The sequence below is a fragment of the Glaciimonas sp. GG7 genome (assembly GCF_052976905.1).
This window is the reverse complement of sequence record NZ_JBRIIQ010000003.1, coordinates 28,745-48,198: the sequence shown is the minus strand read 5'-3', so window position 1 is coordinate 48,198 and position 19,454 is coordinate 28,745. Positions and strand designations below refer to the sequence as shown.

The 19,454-nt window shown below is 49.3% G+C and carries 17 protein-coding genes and 2 tRNA genes; 3 read left to right on the top strand and 16 right to left on the bottom strand.

Annotated features, from left to right (window positions below; genetic code table 11):
• Nucleotides 1–51: 51 nt before the first annotated feature.
• The 4 genes from fghA to alr all read right to left on the bottom strand — a co-directional run bounded on the left by fghA (nucleotide 52) and on the right by alr (nucleotide 4,600).
• Entirely contained in the window at nucleotides 52–900 is an 849-nt protein-coding gene (gene fghA, locus ACVBEF_RS01950) for an S-formylglutathione hydrolase (RefSeq protein WP_447122258.1), read from the bottom strand.
• Between the two features lie 4 nt (nucleotides 901–904).
• Nucleotides 905–2,011, bottom strand: coding sequence for an S-(hydroxymethyl)glutathione dehydrogenase/class III alcohol dehydrogenase (locus ACVBEF_RS01945; RefSeq protein WP_447122257.1), 1,107 nt, complete (start codon nucleotides 2,009–2,011; stop codon nucleotides 905–907).
• Nucleotides 2,012–2,075: 64 nt separating this feature from the next.
• Nucleotides 2,076–3,452, bottom strand: a complete 1,377-nt coding sequence (gene radA, locus ACVBEF_RS01940; protein ID WP_447122256.1) for a DNA repair protein RadA — start codon at nucleotides 3,450–3,452, stop codon at nucleotides 2,076–2,078.
• A gap of 53 nt (nucleotides 3,453–3,505) precedes the next feature.
• The gene (alr, locus tag ACVBEF_RS01935) at nucleotides 3,506–4,600 is read right to left on the bottom strand and encodes an alanine racemase (protein WP_447122255.1); all 1,095 of its coding nucleotides are present in this window, start codon (nucleotides 4,598–4,600) and stop codon (nucleotides 3,506–3,508) included.
• A 238-nt stretch (nucleotides 4,601–4,838) separates the two neighbouring features.
• Here alr and lplT point away from each other — a divergent pair, with 238 nt between their 5' ends.
• Complete coding sequence (gene lplT / locus ACVBEF_RS01930) at nucleotides 4,839–6,101, top strand: lysophospholipid transporter LplT (RefSeq protein ID WP_447122254.1); 1,263 nt, start codon at nucleotides 4,839–4,841, stop codon at nucleotides 6,099–6,101.
• 6 nt (nucleotides 6,102–6,107) lie between these two features.
• Here lplT and ACVBEF_RS01925 read toward each other — a convergent pair whose 3' ends face one another.
• From ACVBEF_RS01925 to tsaB, 4 genes are read right to left on the bottom strand one after another with little or no spacing between them, the layout of a single operon-like run.
• On the bottom strand, nucleotides 6,108–7,121 hold the full coding sequence (locus tag ACVBEF_RS01925) for a DUF1853 family protein (RefSeq protein WP_447122253.1): 1,014 nt from the start codon (nucleotides 7,119–7,121) through the stop codon (nucleotides 6,108–6,110).
• Complete coding sequence (locus ACVBEF_RS01920) at nucleotides 7,102–7,974, bottom strand: uracil-DNA glycosylase (protein ID WP_447122252.1); 873 nt, start codon at nucleotides 7,972–7,974, stop codon at nucleotides 7,102–7,104. Before ACVBEF_RS01920 ends, ACVBEF_RS01925 begins: the two co-directional genes overlap by 20 nt.
• Nucleotides 7,971–8,462, bottom strand: coding sequence for a ribosomal protein S18-alanine N-acetyltransferase (gene rimI / locus ACVBEF_RS01915; RefSeq protein ID WP_447122251.1), 492 nt, complete (start codon nucleotides 8,460–8,462; stop codon nucleotides 7,971–7,973). Before rimI ends, ACVBEF_RS01920 begins: the two co-directional genes overlap by 4 nt.
• Nucleotides 8,459–9,151: a tRNA (adenosine(37)-N6)-threonylcarbamoyltransferase complex dimerization subunit type 1 TsaB gene (gene tsaB, locus ACVBEF_RS01910; protein ID WP_447122250.1), complete on the bottom strand. Its 693-nt coding sequence runs from the start codon at nucleotides 9,149–9,151 to the stop codon at nucleotides 8,459–8,461. The genes rimI and tsaB overlap by 4 nt, the downstream gene beginning before the upstream one ends.
• Before the next feature lie 152 nt (nucleotides 9,152–9,303).
• Here tsaB and ACVBEF_RS01905 point away from each other — a divergent pair, with 152 nt between their 5' ends.
• Entirely contained in the window at nucleotides 9,304–9,729 is a 426-nt protein-coding gene (locus ACVBEF_RS01905) for a thioredoxin family protein (RefSeq protein ID WP_447122249.1), read from the top strand.
• Nucleotides 9,730–9,828: 99 nt separating this feature from the next.
• On the opposite strand, the gene ACVBEF_RS01900 is transcribed toward ACVBEF_RS01905, so the two are convergent.
• The 3 genes from ACVBEF_RS01900 to ACVBEF_RS01890 all read right to left on the bottom strand — a co-directional run bounded on the left by ACVBEF_RS01900 (nucleotide 9,829) and on the right by ACVBEF_RS01890 (nucleotide 11,963).
• Nucleotides 9,829–10,746 carry a LysR family transcriptional regulator gene (locus ACVBEF_RS01900; RefSeq protein ID WP_447122248.1) on the bottom strand — a complete coding sequence of 306 codons (918 nt, stop codon included), beginning with the start codon at nucleotides 10,744–10,746 and terminating at the stop codon, nucleotides 9,829–9,831.
• Between the two features lie 86 nt (nucleotides 10,747–10,832).
• Complete coding sequence (locus ACVBEF_RS01895; RefSeq protein ID WP_447122247.1) at nucleotides 10,833–11,168, bottom strand: hypothetical protein; 336 nt, start codon at nucleotides 11,166–11,168, stop codon at nucleotides 10,833–10,835.
• Between the two features lie 21 nt (nucleotides 11,169–11,189).
• A complete protein-coding gene (locus tag ACVBEF_RS01890; protein ID WP_447122246.1) occupies nucleotides 11,190–11,963 on the bottom strand; it encodes an ABC transporter ATP-binding protein in 774 nt (257 codons plus the stop codon).
• Between the two features lie 130 nt (nucleotides 11,964–12,093).
• Here ACVBEF_RS01890 and ACVBEF_RS01885 point away from each other — a divergent pair, with 130 nt between their 5' ends.
• Entirely contained in the window at nucleotides 12,094–12,717 is a 624-nt protein-coding gene (locus tag ACVBEF_RS01885) for an arylesterase (RefSeq protein ID WP_447122302.1), read from the top strand.
• Between the two features lie 81 nt (nucleotides 12,718–12,798).
• Here ACVBEF_RS01885 and ACVBEF_RS01880 read toward each other — a convergent pair whose 3' ends face one another.
• The 5 genes from ACVBEF_RS01880 to clpX form a co-directional block, all read right to left on the bottom strand.
• The gene (locus ACVBEF_RS01880; RefSeq protein WP_447122245.1) at nucleotides 12,799–14,733 is read right to left on the bottom strand and encodes a SurA N-terminal domain-containing protein; all 1,935 of its coding nucleotides are present in this window, start codon (nucleotides 14,731–14,733) and stop codon (nucleotides 12,799–12,801) included.
• Between the two features lie 78 nt (nucleotides 14,734–14,811).
• Nucleotides 14,812–14,888, bottom strand: a tRNA-Asp gene (locus ACVBEF_RS01875).
• 58 nt (nucleotides 14,889–14,946) lie between these two features.
• Nucleotides 14,947–15,022 (bottom strand) — tRNA-Val (locus ACVBEF_RS01870).
• Between the two features lie 280 nt (nucleotides 15,023–15,302).
• Nucleotides 15,303–17,717, bottom strand: coding sequence for an endopeptidase La (gene lon, locus ACVBEF_RS01865; RefSeq protein WP_447122244.1), 2,415 nt, complete (start codon nucleotides 17,715–17,717; stop codon nucleotides 15,303–15,305).
• A gap of 236 nt (nucleotides 17,718–17,953) precedes the next feature.
• Entirely contained in the window at nucleotides 17,954–19,225 is a 1,272-nt protein-coding gene (clpX, locus tag ACVBEF_RS01860) for an ATP-dependent Clp protease ATP-binding subunit ClpX (RefSeq protein WP_447122243.1), read from the bottom strand.
• Between the last annotated feature and the right edge of the window lie 229 nt (nucleotides 19,226–19,454).

Here is a 19,454-nt window from a genome sequence, read left to right as displayed (position 1 = left end):
GCTTCGGGCCTGGCAGTCTGTCGGACTTAGGGGATCGCAGGCCAATAAGTATTAAGTCCGCAAAATCCGACTATGAAACGCCAGATGATCGGCCATAAACGTCGCAATAAAATAATACCCGTGGTCATAACCGGCATGACGGCGTAGCGTCAGCGGTTGCTGCGCTTGCAGACAGGCGGCTTCGAATTTTTCCGGAAATAATTGCGCAGCAAGGAATTGATCACTCAAGCCTTGATCGATCAGGATACCGTGCGGGAATGGCGTCTGCGATTGCTGCATCAATGCCGTTGCATCGTACTGATGCCAGGCGGACTGATCCGATCCCAAATAATGCCCAAACGCTTTTTGCCCCCACGGACACTGACTTGGGGCGGCGATAGGCGCAAAGGCGGATACGGAGCGGTAAATAGCTGGATTGCGCAACGCCAGCGTTAATGCACCATGGCCGCCCATCGAATGACCGAAGATGCCAAGGCGATCAGGGTCGGCAGGAAACTCAGCCACAATCGTCTCGCGCAGCTCATGCACGATGTAGGAATCCATCCGAAAATGTGCAGACCACGGCGCTTGTGTGGCGTCCAGATAAAAACCCGCACCGTTGCCGAAATCCCAGCTGTCGGCTGCGCCATCGATCCCGGTATTGCGCGGGCTGGTGTCGGGTGTGACCAGCATGATCCCGTGTTCGGCTGCATAGCGCTGCGCACCGGCTTTGATCATGAAAGTTTCTTCCGTGCAGGTCAGACCGGCCAGAAAAAACAGCACTGGCACCGGTCCTGTTTTTGCCTGCGGCGGTTGAAATACCGAGAACTGCATCGGCAAACCGATCTCTTTTGAGGCATGCCGATACAACCCCTGCGTGCCGCCGAAGCAAACTTGTTCGCTGATGCGCTCGATGGTCATGGCGTTAAAACTCCACCACGGCGCGTATCGATTCACCGCTCTTCATCAGATCAAAGCCTTCATTAATGCGCTCCAGCGGTAATTTGTGCGTGATCAAATCGTCAATATTGAGCTTGCCTTCCATATACCAGTCAACAATCTTCGGTACATCGGTACGGCCACGCGCACCACCAAACGCAGAGCCCCTCCAGACCCGACCAGTGACGAGTTGAAATGGACGCGTGCTGATTTCCTGCCCCGCCGCTGCAACACCGATCACGATCGACTGGCCCCAGCCTTTGTGACAGCATTCCAACGCCTGACGCATGGTATTGACGTTGCCGATGCATTCAAAACTGTAATCCGCACCGCCGTCGGTCAGACCGATGATCGCGTCCACCACGTTGTCAACTTTGCTTGGATTAATGAAGTGCGTCATACCGAATTGTCGCGCCATCGCTTCACGCGCCGGGTTCAGATCGACGCCGATGATTTTATCTGCGCCAACCATACGCGCCGCCTGAATCACATTGAGGCCAATCCCACCCAGACCGAACACGACGACGTTTGCGCCTGCTTCAACTTTGGCGGTGAACAATACCGCGCCCACGCCGGTGGTCACACCGCAACCGATATAGCAAACTTTGTCGAACGGGGCATCTTCACGAATTTTGGCCAAGGCAATTTCTGGCACCACGATGTAGTTCGAGAAGGTTGACGTGCCCATGTAATGAAAAATTGGCTTGCCAGCTATCGAGAAGCGGCTAGTCGCATCCGGCATCAAGCCACGACCTTGCGTCGAGCGAATCGATTGGCATAGATTGGTTTTTTGCGACAAGCAGAATTTGCATTGGCGGCACTCTGGCGTGTAGAGCGGAATGACGTGATCGTCTTTTTTCAGACTTTTCACGCCGGGACCGACATCGACCACTATGCCAGCGCCTTCATGGCCCAGAATCGCAGGAAATATTCCCTCAGGGTCCGCGCCCGACAAGGTGTAGTAATCGGTATGGCAAATACCGGTGGCCTTGATTTCAACCAAGACTTCGCCTTCACGCGGACCGCCCAGCTCGACTTCTTCGATGGTTAATGGTTGTCCGGCTTTCCATGCCACGGCTGCTTTGGTTTTCATGTTTTTTCCTTTGGTGTTGATTGCTGACTATCGCACGATAATGTGTTTTACCCGGGGACCCTGCTTATTCACCAGCGTCACGTATTTTGTTTAACGCGTCGTCGATGCGCTCTACACCGATCACGGTTAACCCTTCAATTTTTTGTTTCGGCACGTTTGATTTGGGAATCACGGCAATCGAGAATCCTAATTTTGCAGCTTCGCGCAAGCGCTCCTGCCCACGCGGTGCGGGACGAATTTCTCCGGCGAGTCCAACTTCGCCAAACACGACGAGGCCACGCGGCAAGGGTTTGTTGCGCATCGAGGAATTGATCGCCAACAAGACCGCAAGATCGGCTGCTGGTTCGGTGATCTTTACACCGCCGACAGCGTTGATAAAAACGTCTTGATCAAATGCAGCAATCCCGGCATGCCGATGCAACACCGCCAGCAACATCGCCAGCCGGTTTTGATCCAGACCGACCGACAGCCGCCGCGCATTGGGCGCGTGTGACGCATCGACTAAAGCCTGAATTTCGACCAGCAACGGGCGCGTGCCTTCTTGCGTGACCATGACGCAAGAACCGGCGACGGCGACATCATGCTGGGATAGAAACAAGGCCGATGGATTGGATACCCCTTTCAGGCCTTTTTCTGTCATGGCGAACACGCCCAATTCATTGACCGCGCCAAAACGATTTTTGACGGCACGCACGAGGCGGAAGCTGGAATGGGTATCGCCTTCGAAGTACAACACCGTGTCGACGATGTGCTCCAACACCCGCGGCCCGGCCAGTGCACCTTCTTTGGTGACGTGGCCGACCAGAATCATGGTGATGCCGGATTGTTTAGCAACCCGTGTCAATTGCGCGGCGCACTCACGCACTTGTGCAACAGAGCCGGGAGCCGAAGATAGCGCGTCCGAATACACGGTTTGAATCGAATCGATGACGACGACTTCTGGCTTATGCTCAACTAATGTATTGAGGATTTTTTCTAGCTGGATTTCTGCTTGTAGTTTGAGATCTTTGGCATCGATGGCTAAGCGTTTACCGCGCATGGCAATTTGCGCGCCGGACTCTTCACCGCTGACGTATAAAACTTTTTTGACGTGAGACAGATTCGCCAACGCCTGTAACAGCAAGGTTGATTTGCCTATCCCAGGATCGCCACCGATCAGCACCACGCCGCCCGATACCAGGCCACCGCCGAGTACGCGATCGAACTCTTCGATACCGGTACCAAAACGCGGGACATCCGTCGCATCGATATCCTCTAACCTCACTACCGGTGCGGTCTGTGCCAATCCCTGATGTTGATTTGAGAAGCGATTGACGCTGGCGGCTTCGATGATGGTCTCCACCAGCGTGTTCCATTGGCTGCAAGATGGACATTGCCCCGTCCATTTGTTGGCAATCCCGCCGCATTCAGTACAGGTGTAGTTGGTTTTTACTTTGGCCATCAGGATCAGATCATTTCCATCAAAAAGTTATATCGACAAATGTGTAAAACACATCAGGAAGCGATCTCAACAAACCGCACACGAGGCGCAACCGCACAGAGCAACTCGTACCCGATCGTCCCAGCAGCATGCGCGACTTCGTCCACAGACAAACCATTTCCCCACAACAAAACATCACTACCGACATGAGCACCAGGAACCTGCGTTAAATCAACCGAAAACATGTCCATCGAGACGCGCCCGACTGTCCCGGTGCGCACACCATCGACGATTACCGGCGTACCAGTCGGCGCGTGACGTGGGTAACCGTCGGCATAACCGCAGGCAACGACGCCGATAATCATCGGTTCAGCTGCGACAAAACGACTGCCGTAGCCTACCGCTTCGCCAGCGGCAATAGTTTGCATGCCGATAATTTGGCTGGTCAATGTCATCGCCGGACGCAAACCCAAGGACTCAGCACCGCCGCCACCCGGCGATGCACCGTAGAGCATAATGCCGGGTCGTACCCAATCGGAGCGTAATTCCGGGTGCAGTAGGTCGGCGGCGGAGTTGGCGATACTATGTTCACCGGAAAGTCCTGCCACGCCGCGCTCAAAACGAACCATTTGCTGTTGTAACGGCAGGCCCGGATTTTGCGCATCGTCGGCATTGGCGAGGTGCGTCATTAACGTAATATTGCCGATCTCCGGCAGAGCGCGCAGGCGCGCATAAGCAGCACGAAATGCCTCGGGAAGAAATCCCAGACGGTTCATGCCGCTATTCATTTTGAGATGCACATTGAGCTTAAAAGGCCGTGTTTGCATCGGCAAAAAATCTGCCAGCGCATCGAGCTGCTCAATGCAATGCACCGTCGTCTCAAGCTGCGCCGTGAAGATGGCATCAAGATCAGCCACGCCAAACGCGCCTTCCAGCAACAAAATCGGTTTTTGCCAGCCAAGTTCTCGCAGTCGCACAGCATAATCCGGCTCGACCAACGCTAAACCATCAGCCTCGGCAAAGCCACGCAGTCCGCGTTCCAGACCGTGCCCGTAGGCGTTAGCTTTTACAACTGCCCATACTTTTGCGTTCGGCGCGTGTACGCGAGCGATGCGCAGATTGTGTTGAAGGGCGGAAATGTCAATACTGGCGACGATGGGCCTTGGCATAAAAATCGTTATCGCAGATAGTTAAAGTGATTGGCTATTTTACCGGATACGAAGGTCGAGCGAAGTGCCGAATCCTTATCCAATATGGTCAAACGACAGCGGGCCCATCAACCAACACAGCGTAATGGGCCTTACTCGGAACAATTTGAAATACCAGAGCGCCATAAACTTGGGATCAGTCAAATTTTCATGGTATAAAGCAGGCCGGATACCCATAGAGTGGCCTTTTGAGATGCGAATGAATCGCGGTTTTTACACTATCATGGCGGCGCAGTTTTTCTCGTCTCTGGCTGATAACGCCTTGCTCATAGCAGCGATTGCATTACTCATCGAGATGTCGTCACCGACCTGGATGACGCCGTTACTAAAACTGTTTTTTGTCCTCTCTTACGTGCTGTTAGCACCTTTTGTCGGTGCGTTTGCAGATTCGCTTCCCAAAGGGCGCGTCATGTTTGTCACCAATTTAATCAAGATATTCGGTTGCGCGATGATGTTTTACAACGTTCATCCGCTGCTTTCTTACGCGATAGTGGGCTTCGGTGCTGCAGCATATTCACCGGCAAAATACGGCATCCTGACCGAGCTACTTCCTCCTGAAAAACTCGTCGCCGCAAATGGCTGGATCGAAGGATTGACGGTGTCCTCCATTATTCTAGGCACAGTGCTGGGAGGCACGCTCGTCAATCCGCATGTCTCGGCCACTCTCTTGACGCTGCATATACCGGTATTGAACTGGAGTCCGGGTACGCCAACTCAGGCAGCCCTGAGCGTGATCGCGATACTGTATATCGTCGCCACGATATTCAATTTAAAAATTCCCGATACCTGCGTGCGTTATCGCCATCAAGAACGCAACCCAATCAAACTAGTCGCCGACTTTGCGAAATGTAATCGTATTTTATGGAAAGACAAACTGGGGCAAATTTCTCTGTCGGTCACGACGCTGTTTTGGGGGGCTGGCGCAACGCTGCAGTTTATCGTGCTGAAATGGGCCGAAAAATCGCTCCATATGCCACTCGACAAGGCCGCCATTTTGCAAGGAGTGGTCGCAGTTGGCGTGGCTATCGGCTCGATTACAGCGGCCCGCATCGTGCCATTAAAGAAATCGCTATCGGTGATGCCGATGGGAATCGTGATGGGATTGGTTGTCATGTCGATGACGCTGGTGCATTCTGTCTGGGTTGCCTATCCGTTGCTGGTATTGATTGGCGCGCTTGCTGGTTATTTCGTGGTCCCCATGAACGCCCTGCTACAGCATCGCGGTCACGTTCTGATGAGTGCCGGTCACTCGATCGCGGTACAAAATTACAATGAAAATTTATCCGTTCTGACCATGCTGGTGCTCTATGCGTTCTTGGTAAAAATGGATATCAATGTGAATCTTGTCATTATCATGTTTGGCCTGTTCGTTGCCGGAACCATGTTTATAGTGATGCGCAAACATGCCGCGAACCAACGCGAGCATGATTCGCTGGCATTAATTGGCGAACAGAAGCATTAGGTCAGATTAAATCAGAAACGCCTGATGCCTGCCTGTCATAGCGGCTCGCATCGCCCAATCGTCTGGCACGACAATACCCCTCTTAGCCTCCAGCACCTCGCCATCAACTGAGCGCAATGTCGCCAACATCACCGGCGAACGATCATGATTAAAATGCGCAGCCAAAGTCTGACGCAGCTCAGCGGCATTCAAAGTATCTTCTGGCAGCGCCTTTGCCGGGGCTAACCAGCGCAGTCTGGGTAGTATCAGATAGTGCGCAGTCTTGTCAGTCACCAGCGACGACAATGCACACCAATAACCGCGGCAATGTCGATCCGATACGCCGAGCGAGCAAGGCACAGAAAATTCCTGATCCTGATAGAACAACCAGCCTTTTATCAACGCTTGCGCAGAGACTACTGGCTTACTCAAATAGTTTTGCGCTGCTGAATGTTGCGATAATAGCAATTGATGATGAAACGTTTTATCCAGTTTTTGACCTAGCGAATCCGATAAATTGGGGCCAACAAAATCATCGGCGACAAGATCGGGACCATGTCTTTTGAGTAAATAAAATTTGGTCGCGAACTCCCAATGCGCCAGTCCGCCGGGTTGCCGTAACAGGAAGTCAAACTCGCCAATAGTCTCCCCTTTGTCGGTTCTGACCTGCAAACCGTGCGCGACCAACATCTGATGTTGCTGAAAATAAAAAGCCATCAGCTTTTCGGCGTACAACCCCAGACGGGTTGATGACAGCGTACCGATAAAGGCGTGTAAAGCTAAACGTTTTTCAGGTTGGCTATCAAGTATCTGGAGCCAGATGGCGATACTCTGAGGATCAAGGATATGGGCGATCTTTCCCTGCCATTGTGGTGCGTGTACATCCAACAAGCCGGGCGCATCCAGCAGCCACGCCAACGCTCTTACGTGCGGATCATTGAGATGGTTCCAGCGTTGATGAAATTGCGTCTGAAAGACGTCAAACTGATTTGACGATACTTGAGAAAAAAGCGCAGACGGATTATGCGACGGCAGATGCATAGCAGCGCATCGCCAGGCATAAGTCATCCCATACCTTGGCTTTTTCTGATGGCTTACGTAGCAAATATGCCGGATGGTAGGTCACCACCAGCGGCAATCCGGCATAACGATGCACCGTTCCTCGTAAAGTTGACACTGCAGTTGTCGGATCAAGGGCCAATAGCGACAATGCTGCCGTCTTACCCAATGCGACCAATACGGTTGGCGCAATTAATGCAATTTGGCGCTGTAAATAAGGCAGACACGCAGCGATCTCTTCTGCCGATGGCGAACGATCATTCCCGTCATCATCGGTCGAACGACATTTGACGATATTGGTAATGTACGCACTCTCGCCGCGCTTTACCCCCATGGCCGCCAACATGTTGTCTAGCAGCTTGCCTGCCGGCCCGACAAATGGCTCACCCTGTTGATCCTCTGCCAGACCCGGCCCTTCACCAATGAATAACCATTTGGCCCGTTCATCACCGACACCAAAAACGGTATGCGTGCGACCGTGGCACAAACCGCACTGAGTACAAGCAGCGACTGCCGCCTTGAGCTGTCGCCAGTCCATCGATGCAGTGTCAGTCTGCACGATAGCAGCGGGGGTTGAAGCTGGCAGTGTCGATGCGGTATCTTCCCAAGCATACGTTACCTCCCCGACTGCAGGAACGTAAATTATTGCTGGTATTGGCGCAGACATCGCAGGAACTGCGAGCGCAATTGTGGACAGCACAGGATCAACCGCCAATGAACCTTCGATTAACTCCAGGGACATTGTTGGTTGATGCGTCGCCACTTGCCGCCGCACCCAGAGCGGACCAACGCCACACTCATCGAGAAAAGCCGTGCGCCGTGTGGATATATTCATAGCGACAATCTCATGACAATGGCGTCTTCACGACCTTCACCCACAGCCGGGTAATACGACGGTCTGATACCAATCTGAACAAAGCCATAACGCTGATAAATCATGATCGCACGCGGATTGGATGGTCGCACTTCCAGCAACACCGACGTCATCGCCTGATCGTGCGCCTGCAGGACAACCTTGTCGAGCAACTGCTTGCCGATACCGCATCCATGCAGATCGCCATGCACGCTAATATTCAACAAATGCGCTTCATCAACCACTGACATCAGAAAAAAATAGCCGACCAATCGGTGAGCGGCATCGCGCAATGTCCAGCATTGATATCCACTAGTGATTGAGTCGACAAAATTGCCGTAAGTCCACGGATGCGAATATACCCGTTTTTCAATCTCAACAACCTCCTCCAGATCGGCTATCGACATCGGGGCAAAAGATAGCGGCAATGCCACTCTGCTTACTTCATGCTGGCTAGAATGGTCCGTCATGCTGACGCCTTAGCAGCGCGTTCCGCCGTAGTAAAAGCGACTTTATTACGAAGATAGAGGGGTTGCGCTTCAATCGCAGGCAAGCCTGAACCTTGCTCAAACGCGGTCAGACCCAGTTGCGCAATCTGACGCGCATGCGGCATGAGAGCTGGCTTAGCATCCTTGGCAAAGCTCGCCTCAGAAAATAATTCTGCATAAGCCGATAAACCATTCCCGCAGGCAATTACGCTGCCGGTCGGCAACACCAGCGCTGGCGCAGAAAGCGTTGGACCAACCACCACTTGCCATGTCGCATCGACGTAACGGTATTGTGCCCAATACACCTCACCCATGCGCGCGTCCAACACACTTAGCACATCCACGGCCCCTTCGGCTTCATGACAAGCATGCGCCATCGCCGCCAACGTGATGATCGGCAAGACCGGCAAGTCCGCACCGAACGCCAGCCCCTGGACAATGCCGCAAGCGGTGCGCACGCCGGTAAACGAACCGGGCCCGACGCCAAACGCCAGCGCATCGCACTGCGCTAAGCCGATACCGGCCTCTGCCAGCAGACTTTGTATCATCGGCAAGATAGTGTGAGAATGGGTTTGAACACCAGCAGATTCGCGGCTAATGACCTGACCGTCGCGCAGTAGCGCAGCGGAGGCAAGTTCGGTAGAAGTTTCAATGGCAAGGATAATCGGCATAGGTGCTATTTTACCGCGCCCGCCCTCACAAGCGCAGTGTCAAATACAGAGTTAACGCCTGGTTAAGCAGCTATTTTTGCAACCGAAAAATATGCCCCTTAGTAAACGCCCTGCCCGCCCCCGGCAAAGTCTAGTCACGGTAAAATGCGCGCATGCCCGTTCTGATCATTAATAACGAAAATCACTCACAACTCGCCCAGATTCTGGCCGAGGACAGCTGGGTGGTCGCCTGCCTGTGTGCCGCCTGGTGTGGAAGTTGCCGCGAGTACCAAGCCAATTTTAAGGCCTTGGCTGAACGTCACCCTGAAGCCCGCTTTGTCTGGATCGACATTGAGGACCAGGCGGATCTGATGGATGACCTGGATGTCGACAATTTTCCTACCCTACTCATTCAGCGCGGCAAGATTGTGACGTTTTTGGGGCCGGTCGAACTTGATTTGCGCCTGGCCGAAAGGCTATTTTTAGCCCAATACAAAAAAAATCCGACCGATCTGATGACCGAAGCGCATAGCTCTCCGGAACGTGAACATTGGCAAAGCAACGGAAATTTGGTGTTGCGGCTCGAGAAAACTACCTGAAGTTGTCTTAATTTCCAGATTAAGTATGACCTGCGCAAAATCGTTCCAGCAAGGCAGACTGACGAAGACAGTACCCTAACGGCTAGGCGGGCGTAAGTCCTATTCAATATTCAACCAAGGGTCCCGATCGGGATGCGGAAACTGAGCCATCATAAAATCAACAAAACTACGTACCTTGGCTGACAATAAACGTCGACTTGGATAGACCAGTTGAACCGATATCTTATTGATGTGGTGCTCTGGCAATATGCGCACCAGTTTACCGGTCCCTAAATCATCTCCAAGCGAATATGAACTTCGCATCACGATCCCCATCCCGGCGAGAGCACAATGACGTAACAGATCAGCGTTATTAGAGACTACCTTGCTAGTAATCGGTACGGTTGAAACACCATCGGGCGACTTAAAAGTCCAATGATGACGAAAGTTCTCCAGAGAGAAATTCAAGCAGGCATGTTGCAGCAGGTCTTCCGGCAGTTGTGGCGTTCCGTGCTTGCGTATGTAGTCAGGAGAAGCGCATAACAGCACTTCAGCGACACCCAACTGACGCGCAATCATACTCACATCGAACTTCTGGAAACCGGTAAAGATACCGACATCAAAACCTTCCTCAACCAAATCAACAGTGCGATCCGACATGGTCACATCCAACATAACATCTGGATATTGCAGTGAATATTGCGGGAGCCAACGCGCCATCTGCATTTGTCCGAAGCCGATATGGGAATAGATATTGAGCGTTCCTCCTGGATTTTTTGACACCGCCGAGGCAATCGCATCGGCCTCATCAATTTCAGCCAAAATGCTACGGACTCGTTCAAGATAGGCTTGACCTGTTTCGGTCAGCGACATTCTGCGCGTGGAGCGATTTAACAAACGCGCACCAAGATGATTTTCCAAATCCGCTACATGACGCGTGACGACCGCGTTCGATAATGCCAGTGCCTGGGCTGCGCCAACAAAACTGCCCTGTTCGACTACTTTTGAAAAAACCCGCATTGACTGTAGGCGATCCATATTTTTACCAATCTATTTCAGTCATGTGTTTAACGATTGTTCAGATCGAAAAATGGTCGTTGATGCGTACTTTGGGCAGTCGAAAACTAGCGCATAAAAATAACTGTTCCGATACCAAATGATAGCAATGCCAATATCAGTGAAATAACAGCAATGCGATTAGCCCATCGCAGCTTTTCTTGCGTTGCCGCCAATGCTTGTTCCAACGCGGGCACTGCAGTTTTCAATTGCTCGGCAAGTGCCTTGATATCCTGAATATTTTGTAGAGATGCATTTTGCAATTCAGCTACTTGTTGTTGCAAAATTTCTATTTGACTACTTTCACCACTGCCTTTGCGATTAGTAAAAACAGGTTTGGCGACGGTGAGGATATCGCCGAGATAAGGAAGAATCGCTTTTGCAATAGGAAGCCAGGCAGCCATGTATTTGTCTTCTACTTTCGATTAGCGTTGATGGTTAGCAGCGATTTGAGCATCAACAATATGCGCATCACCATGATGAAGCAAGCGTCCCGCTGCAATCGTTATTGTCTGGCGACACTGCATTGCAATCGAGGTGTCATGCGTTACCAGCACCAGCGTTGAGCCGCGCTCTTGATTGAGATCAAACATTAATTGAATCACGGCCTCGCCAGTGGCGGCATCCAGACTACCGGTGGGCTCATCGGCAAATAACAATGGTGGCTCTGTCACAAAAGCACGCGCCAACGCAACGCGTTGTTGCTCTCCGCCGGACAGATATTTAGGATAGTGACGCAAGCGGCTTGCCAAACCGACACGCCCTAACATCGCCTGCGCTTTTTCCTTAGCATGAACATCGCCATGTAACTCCAAAGGCAACATCACATTTTCCAAGGCATTCAAATGACTCAACAATTGAAAAGATTGAAACACAAAACCTAACTTATTTTTGCGTACACCGGCACGGCCATCTTCATCTAGCGCAAAAATATCAACGCCATCGATCTTGACGGTACCGCTTGATGGCGTATCCAAACCAGCTAACAATCCCAATAAAGTAGACTTACCAGATCCGGATGCCCCGACAATCGCCAGCGTCGTCCCTGACTGAACGGTAAAATTGATGTCGTTAAGTATGACCAGTTGACCGCTGGCGTCGGCAACTCGCTTACTCAGATTTTGTGCGACTATCGCAAAGTCTGGGACTGGCGTCGTAGTTTGTAGAACAGAAGAATCAATTAAAGAGGATAGAGGCATGCGGATTATCAGTACGAAGTATGGAAATATTATTCGGAGTTGGCGCGAGTGCTCATCGATCACATCAACGAAAGCAAAAAAAACAAGCCGCGCTAACAATGCCTTGCGTCGCAAGACTTTACTTACCGGCATGCTCAGCGCACTCGGTGTGTTTGGGATGCTAGCGACAACAAGCGCTTATTCTGCATCAAAAACTGTTCTGGTGTTGGGCGATAGTCTATCGGCGGAATATGGTCTGGCCCGTGGAAGCGGCTGGGTCGCGCTACTGGAACAACGTCTGCAAGCGCAGCATATGGACATCAACATCACCAACGCCAGTATCAGCGGCGAGACAACTAGCGGGGGCAGCGCCCGACTGCCGGCACTGTTAAAACAACGACCAGACATTGTCATCATCGAACTCGGTGCCAACGACGCTCTGCGCGGCCTTCAACTAAAAGCTACGGAATCTAATTTGCGCGCAATGATAGTAACGGCACAAAAAGCTAGCGCTAAAGTGCTACTCGTTGGCATGCGCATCCCACCTAACTATGGACGCGATTACACAGAAAAATTTTTCGGTTTATATTCAACCTTGGCAAAACAGACCAACGTGACCCTCGTGCCATTTTTACTAGAAGGTATCGCTGAGAAACCGCAATTATTCCAAGCAGATCGTATTCACCCAACCGCCCAAGCGCATCCGATCATATTGAATAATGTCTGGCAGAAGTTACAACCACTCATCAAAACTATAATGCCTGCGACAAAATAATCGGTTTATTTCCACAAAGCCGATATTGAGATTAAAAAAAATGCCACTTTACAGTGGCATTTTTTAAACAATAACTTTATTTTATTTCGCGGCCGGACTCTCATCCGTACCAGCACTAACAACAGCGGGCTTGAGTATTTTCACCTTAGCTTTTTGCTTTAATACCTCGACATAAGCGGTCATTTCTTGCTGCGCTAATGTTGACGAAACCTCTTGCTGCTCTACTTCTCTGCGCTTCTGATCGACCGTAGTTGGCTGCGAAATTTTACCAATCCGATAAATAGCATAACCTTGCTCTGGCAACGCTATACCAACAAAGGCAGGTAACTTACTAGTATCGGCTTTCATGACTGCATCAAATACATTTGGTGCAATGCCCTGACGACTTACGCGAGAAATAGTCTTCACAGCAGCAAAATCAGCAACATCATCTTTACTCTTTAGCGCAGCCAATTTTGAAGCACCAGCCTTGTTGGCTAACTCAGATTCAGCAGCCTGCATTACCTTAGCACGTACTACTTCCTTGACGTCTTCAAATGCTTGCGTAGTAACAGGCTTATAGCTAATCACATGACCCGCAATCAAAGTATTTGGCGCAACCTCAACAGCTGCTGTATTGCGCTTGTTCTTTACAGCGCCATCGGCGAACAATGCTGTTAGAAATTTTTCGTTGTTATACGGTACCGTTGGTGCAACAACAGAACTTGGATGACGCCCCAAGTTTGCCACCGTCTGAATAGACAGCTTTAATTTGTCAGCTGCAGATTTCAGGCTATCAGCTTGTTCGTACACAGTATCGCTAAACAACTCAGCCAATTCTGCGAATTTTTTTGTTGCTAGCTGTGTTTGAATTTCTGCTGAGATATCGGCCTTGACCTGTGCCAGAGGCTTAACTTCAGCTGGCTTAATCCCAGTCAATTCAATGATGTGATATCCAAAATCAGACTCAACTACATCACTGATTTCACCTTGTTTAAGTTTGGCTGCAGCATCGTAGAATGGCTTCACCATCATGCCTTCACCAAAGTAGCCTAAGTCGCCACCATGTTCTGCCGACGCAGTATCTTGCGAATTGTCTTTAGCCAATTTGGCAAACTCTGCTGGGTTCCTATGTAACTGTGCCAGTAAGCTTTCAGCCTTTGCTTTAGACGCTTCTTTATCAGCAGCAGTAGCATCCTTTTTAATCGTGATCAAAATATGGCTTGCACGGCGTTGTTCAGCCGTAGTGTAACGCTGCAAATTTTGCTCATAGTACGATTTAATATCAGCATCACTGACCGTCACTTGTGACGCCACAGCGGCCTTGTCGAGTACGACATACTCAGCGTTAACTTGCTCAGGAATTTGAAACTGCTGGCTATTTTTATCGTAATAAGCCTTCAGCATGTCATCAGTAACTTTAACTTGCGGCGCATAGTCAGCAGTCTTGAATAACAATTCCTGAATTTCGCGTTCCTGATCATTGATAGTCGAGAAGCGTAAGGCCAGCGACTTTGGAGCAAACGCTGTATTGCTGACTGCACCAGTCAATTGTTGAAGTGCGAGATCCTGACGAAGACCCGCTTCGTACGTTTTTGGCACAGTACCCTGAGCAGCTAATAAGCCACGATATTTTTCATTATCGAACTTACCATCAGCACCATGCAATTCTGGAATACCAAGTAGCGTTTGCTGTAGCGTTGCATCGGACACGATAAGATGTTCGCGCGTCACTGCGGCCAACTGCGCACGCTGCGCGATCAGATTTTCCAAGATACTTTGCTTGGCAGCTGGCGAGTCAAACATCTTGGCGTCAAATTGCGCGCCGAACATTTGTCGCATGCGGTCCATTTGTTGACGCTGTGCGGCATCCCAATCTTGCTGCGTAATTGACTGACCTGCGACCTTCGCCACGGTATTAGCACTATCGCCAGAGTTAGTATAACTCTGCAAGCCGACCAGAGCGAAAGAAGGGATGATCAACAACAAAAGCAGAAACTGCATCAAGCGCTGATGGGAGCGAATAAACTCAAACATAGTAGCCAATCAAAGACAAATTGTTAAAATCACTAGCAGATGTGAAAAAAGGCGAACTTTCGTTCGCCTTTTAAATTCTGGCGGAGTGGACGGGACTCGAACCCGCGACCCCCGGCGTGACAGGCCGGTATTCTAACCAGCTGAACTACCACTCCTAAAACTGCGCGCTGCAAAAAATTTTTGAATTTATCGCAACTATATTTCCTGACTAATTGGTGGGTGCTGAGAGGCTCGAACTCCCGACCTACGCCTTGTAAGGGCGCCGCTCTACCAACTGAGCTAAGCACCCGACACTTAAATTTAAATCAATTACTTTTAAAGTGAGAGCCAAGCTAGTCAAGAATTGACGTTTGTCACCACGCCAAAAAACGTTAGCTTACAGTATCTTTGAGCGCTTTGCCAAGCTTAAATTTAAGAACTTTAACAACCTTAATTTTAACAAAATCCCCTAACACAGGGCATCAGGGGATTTTTTTGAGCTATAGTAAAATCAAATACACATAACATCAATAGAACATAACAACTAAAAAGTAGTTAACATCTTCTCAATGTCGCATTTTCTTTACTAATTAGTGCTTAACTACTGTTGTATCAATCTTTTCACCAGACTTAGCAACAGCGGCAGAGTCGACAACTACCTCCTCGTCAGTAAGGGGCACCGGTTGGCGCTCAAGAGCAATTTCCAGTACCTTATCAAACCAGCGAACCGGAACAATTTCCAGTTTATTTTTTACGTTATCAGGGATATCGGCAAGATCCTTCACATTTTGCTCTGGAATCAAAACCGTCTTGATTCCACCCCGATGCGCAGCCAATAGCTTTTCCTTCAAGCCACCGATAGGCAATACCTCACCCCGCAACGTAATCTCACCGGTCATTGCAACGTCGGCTCGCACCGGTATCCCCGTAAAGATCGATACCAAAGCGGTAGCCATTCCGATACCTGCCGAAGGGCCGTCTTTTGGCGTTGCACCTTCAGGTACATGGATATGAATATCAGTCTTCTCAAATGCCTCGTTTTTGATACCCAATTTCCTGGCACGACTACGCATCACTGTACGGGCGGCCTCTATTGACTCTTTCATTACATCACCGAGTGTACCGGTGCGTATGATTGCGCCTTTGCCTTGCATAGCCACAGCTTCTATCGTCAGCAATTCGCCACCAACTTCAGTCCATGCCAGACCAACGACCTGTCCAACCTGATTTTCTTTTTCAGCAACACCAAAATCAAAGCGGCGAACACCTAAAAATTTATCTATATTTTTAGAAGTAATTGCAACTTTTTTCTCCTGCTTTTTCAGCAACAGTAACTTCACAACCTTACGACAAATCTTGGAGATTTCACGCTCCAGTGAACGCACGCCAGCTTCTCGTGTGTAGTAACGAATAATGTCCCGAATAGCGCTTTCGGCAACACTGATTTCATCGACTTTCAATCCATTATTTTTAATCTGTTTAGGTAGCAAGTAACGCAATGCAATATTAGCCTTTTCGTCTTCCGTATAACCCGACAGACGAATGACCTCCATGCGGTCCAGCAAAGCCGGCGGTATATTGAATGAGTTAGACGTCGCTACAAACATGACATCCGACAAGTCAAAATCAACCTCAATGTAGTGATCCGAAAACGTATGATTCTGCTCAGGATCTAGCACTTCTAGCAATGCCGAAGATGGGTCGCCGCGAAAATCCATCCCTAACTTGTCAATTTCATCCAACAGAAATAAGGGATTACGCACACCGACTTTGGCCAGGCTTTGCAAAATTTTACCGGGCATCGAACCGATATAAGTACGACGATGTCCACGAATTTCAGCTTCATCACGTACGCCACCAAGCGCCATCCGGACAAATTTGCGATTAGTGGCACGTGCAATCGACTGTCCGAGCGAAGTCTTACCAACACCCGGTGGACCCACGAAACATAGAATCGGGGCTTTTAGCTTGTCAACACGTTGTTGTACGGCGAGGTATTCCAGAATCCGCTCTTTGACTTTATCCAAGCCATAGTGGTCGCCCTCAAGGACTTTTTCGGCATTGCCTAACTCATTATTAACCTTGGATTTTTTCTTCCACGGCAAACCAACTAACGTGTCTATATAGTTACGCACCACTGTTGCTTCAGCCGACATTGGCGACATTAGTTTCAGTTTTTTAAGTTCGTTTTGCGCTTTCTCTAGGGCTTCTTTTGGCATCTTAGCAGCAAGAATTTTCTTTTCAAGCTCATCCAGATCTGCGCCCTCATCACCTTCGCCCAGTTCTTTTTGAATGGCTTTAACTTGCTCATTTAAATAGTACTCACGCTGCGATTTTTCCATCTGGCGTTTGACACGACCACGGATGCGTTTTTCAACTTGTAGAATATCTAGCTCACCCTCGAGCTGTCCGAGCAAATGCTCGTAACGCTTACTAACGTTAAAGATTTCCAGAATTACCTGCTTTTGCTCCAGCTTAAGAGGCAAGTGAGCAGCTATAGTATCAGCCAGACGACCGGCATCATCTATCCCAGCCAAGGAGGTCAAAATTTCTGGTGGAATTTTCTTATTTAATTTGACGTATTGATCAAATTGTTGAACGATCGCGCGGCGCATTGCCTCGACCTCTGCGTCGTCCCCCAACTCCGATTCAACTGGTGTCAAATCAGCGACAAAATGCGTATCAAGCTCGCTAATTTTGTGAATTCTTGCACGTTGCGCACCCTCCACCAGTACCTTGACGGTGCCATCGGGAAGTTTCAACATTTGTAAAATATTAGCAACGCAGCCAATTTCATAGATATCGTCGGCCGATGGTTCATCTTTGGCTGCAGCCTTCTGGGCGGCCAACATGATGCTTTTACCCTGCTCCATAGCAGCCTCAAGAGCCTTGATCGATTTTGGACGACCAACAAACAGAGGAATCACCATATGCGGAAATACCACCACATCCCGTAAAGGCAATAGGGGCAACCGGGTTTGTTCAGTAAATGTAGAAGTTGTCATGGCGAGCCCTATCAAAAAAACTTATTAATGATGTTGGCACGAGTAGCTTAAACACAAGCCCTAGTTGCAACAAAAATTCCTCACTTACATTTGCGTGGGGCAGTAAAAAAGCCACACGCGAAGTTTCCTTCGGGTGGCTTTACGGTTGAAGCCAAGTAACTATAGTTTGTGAAATTGTACTGCTTTTATTCAAAAACTGAATTTTCTAGCAAATTACTTACTGATTTTTACAAATGTTATGATTTTGTACCTGAAACTTTTTGCTGATCGTGATAGATCATTAATGGCTTAGCACCATGCGTGATGCTGTTTTCATCTATTACCACTTTTGAGACATTTTTATGACTCGGCAAGTCGTACATTACATCAAGCAGAGCATGTTCAAGAATTGAGCGCAAACCACGCGCCCCTGTTTTGCGTACTAAGGCTTTTTTAGCAATAGCCTGTAACGCAGCCGGTCGAATATCGAGTTCAGCACCTTCCATCTGCAATAATTTTGCATACTGCTTGATCAGAGCGTTCTTTGGCTCCACCAGAATCTGTATCAACGCAGCCTCATTTAGCTCAGTCAATGTCGCGATCACCGGCAACCGACCAACCAACTCTGGAATCAAACCGAAACGCGTCAAGTCTTCCGGCTCGGCATCGAGTAATACTTCACTAGAAGTACGCTGACTTTGACTCTTCACATTTGCGGAGAATCCAATACCACTCTTCTCTGATCGCTCAGAAATAATTTTCGTCAATCCATCGAAAGCACCGCCGCAAATAAACAAAATATTTGTAGTGTCAACCTGGACAAAATCCTGATTGGGGTGTTTGCGCCCACCCTGCGGTGGTACCGAAGCCATAGTGCCTTCGATCAGCTTGAGTAAGGCTTGTTGCACTCCCTCACCAGATACGTCGCGGGTAATGGATGGATTGTCTGATTTGCGCGTTATCTTGTCGATTTCATCGATATAGACGATACCTTTTTGCGCTTTTTCAACTTCATAATTACAATTTTGTAGTAATTTCTGAATAATATTTTCTACATCTTCACCGACATAACCAGCCTCAGTAAGCGTGGTTGCATCAGCGATCACAAACGGCACGTTCAAAGTACGCGCCAGCGTTTGCGCCAACAACGTCTTACCGGAACCCGTTGGTCCAACTAGCAAAATATTACTTTTTGCCAGTTCAATATCATCTTTTTTACCCAGATGTTTGAGGCGTTTGTAATGGTTGTACACGGCAACTGAGAGAATTCGCTTCGCAGTTTCCTGGCCAATAACGTATTGATCAAGCAACTCGCAGATTTCCTGTGGAATCGGCAACTCTGACTTCTGACCATCCAAAGTTTCAATGTTTGATGCCTCATCACGAATGATGTCATTGCAGAGATCAATACACTCGTCACAGACGAAAACTGACGGGCCGGCAATGAGTTTTTTGACCTCGTGCTGGCTTTTTCCACAGAAGGAGCAATAGAGCAGTTTTTCGCCGCTGGAAGTTTTTTTATCGGACATAGGGCAATTTGAGTAAGCGTCAGTAAAGGATTACAAGCAAAGACTAAAGAAGTCTGATTAAGCAGCCGTATGGCGTTGAATTGATATTACCTGCGAAACACCAACTCGTCACGACGCGGGCAAATTTAAATCAGAATGGCGTGCGTTTTTTGCGTTTAAAGGATGAAAAAACTAAACTTCAAAAAAGAAAAACGCCCGACCTTTAGGGATTCGGGCGTTTTGTGTCACA

Coding starts and splice junctions, on each gene's coding strand:
- fghA (WP_447122258.1), bottom strand. CDS start 900: ATGACCATCGAGCGCATCAGCGAACAAGTTTGCTTCGGCGGCACGCAG.
- ACVBEF_RS01945 (WP_447122257.1), bottom strand. CDS start 2,011: ATGAAAACCAAAGCAGCCGTGGCATGGAAAGCCGGACAACCATTAACC.
- radA (WP_447122256.1), bottom strand. CDS start 3,452: ATGGCCAAAGTAAAAACCAACTACACCTGTACTGAATGCGGCGGGATT.
- alr (WP_447122255.1), bottom strand. CDS start 4,600: ATGCCAAGGCCCATCGTCGCCAGTATTGACATTTCCGCCCTTCAACAC.
- lplT (WP_447122254.1), top strand. CDS start 4,839: ATGAATCGCGGTTTTTACACTATCATGGCGGCGCAGTTTTTCTCGTCT.
- ACVBEF_RS01925 (WP_447122253.1), bottom strand. CDS start 7,121: ATGCATCTGCCGTCGCATAATCCGTCTGCGCTTTTTTCTCAAGTATCG.
- ACVBEF_RS01920 (WP_447122252.1), bottom strand. CDS start 7,974: ATGAATATATCCACACGGCGCACGGCTTTTCTCGATGAGTGTGGCGTT.
- rimI (WP_447122251.1), bottom strand. CDS start 8,462: ATGACGGACCATTCTAGCCAGCATGAAGTAAGCAGAGTGGCATTGCCG.
- tsaB (WP_447122250.1), bottom strand. CDS start 9,151: ATGCCGATTATCCTTGCCATTGAAACTTCTACCGAACTTGCCTCCGCT.
- ACVBEF_RS01905 (WP_447122249.1), top strand. CDS start 9,304: ATGCCCGTTCTGATCATTAATAACGAAAATCACTCACAACTCGCCCAG.
- ACVBEF_RS01900 (WP_447122248.1), bottom strand. CDS start 10,746: ATGGATCGCCTACAGTCAATGCGGGTTTTTTCAAAAGTAGTCGAACAG.
- ACVBEF_RS01895 (WP_447122247.1), bottom strand. CDS start 11,168: ATGGCTGCCTGGCTTCCTATTGCAAAAGCGATTCTTCCTTATCTCGGC.
- ACVBEF_RS01890 (WP_447122246.1), bottom strand. CDS start 11,963: ATGCCTCTATCCTCTTTAATTGATTCTTCTGTTCTACAAACTACGACG.
- ACVBEF_RS01885 (WP_447122302.1), top strand. CDS start 12,094: ATGCTCAGCGCACTCGGTGTGTTTGGGATGCTAGCGACAACAAGCGCT.
- ACVBEF_RS01880 (WP_447122245.1), bottom strand. CDS start 14,733: ATGTTTGAGTTTATTCGCTCCCATCAGCGCTTGATGCAGTTTCTGCTT.
- lon (WP_447122244.1), bottom strand. CDS start 17,717: ATGACAACTTCTACATTTACTGAACAAACCCGGTTGCCCCTATTGCCT.
- clpX (WP_447122243.1), bottom strand. CDS start 19,225: ATGTCCGATAAAAAAACTTCCAGCGGCGAAAAACTGCTCTATTGCTCC.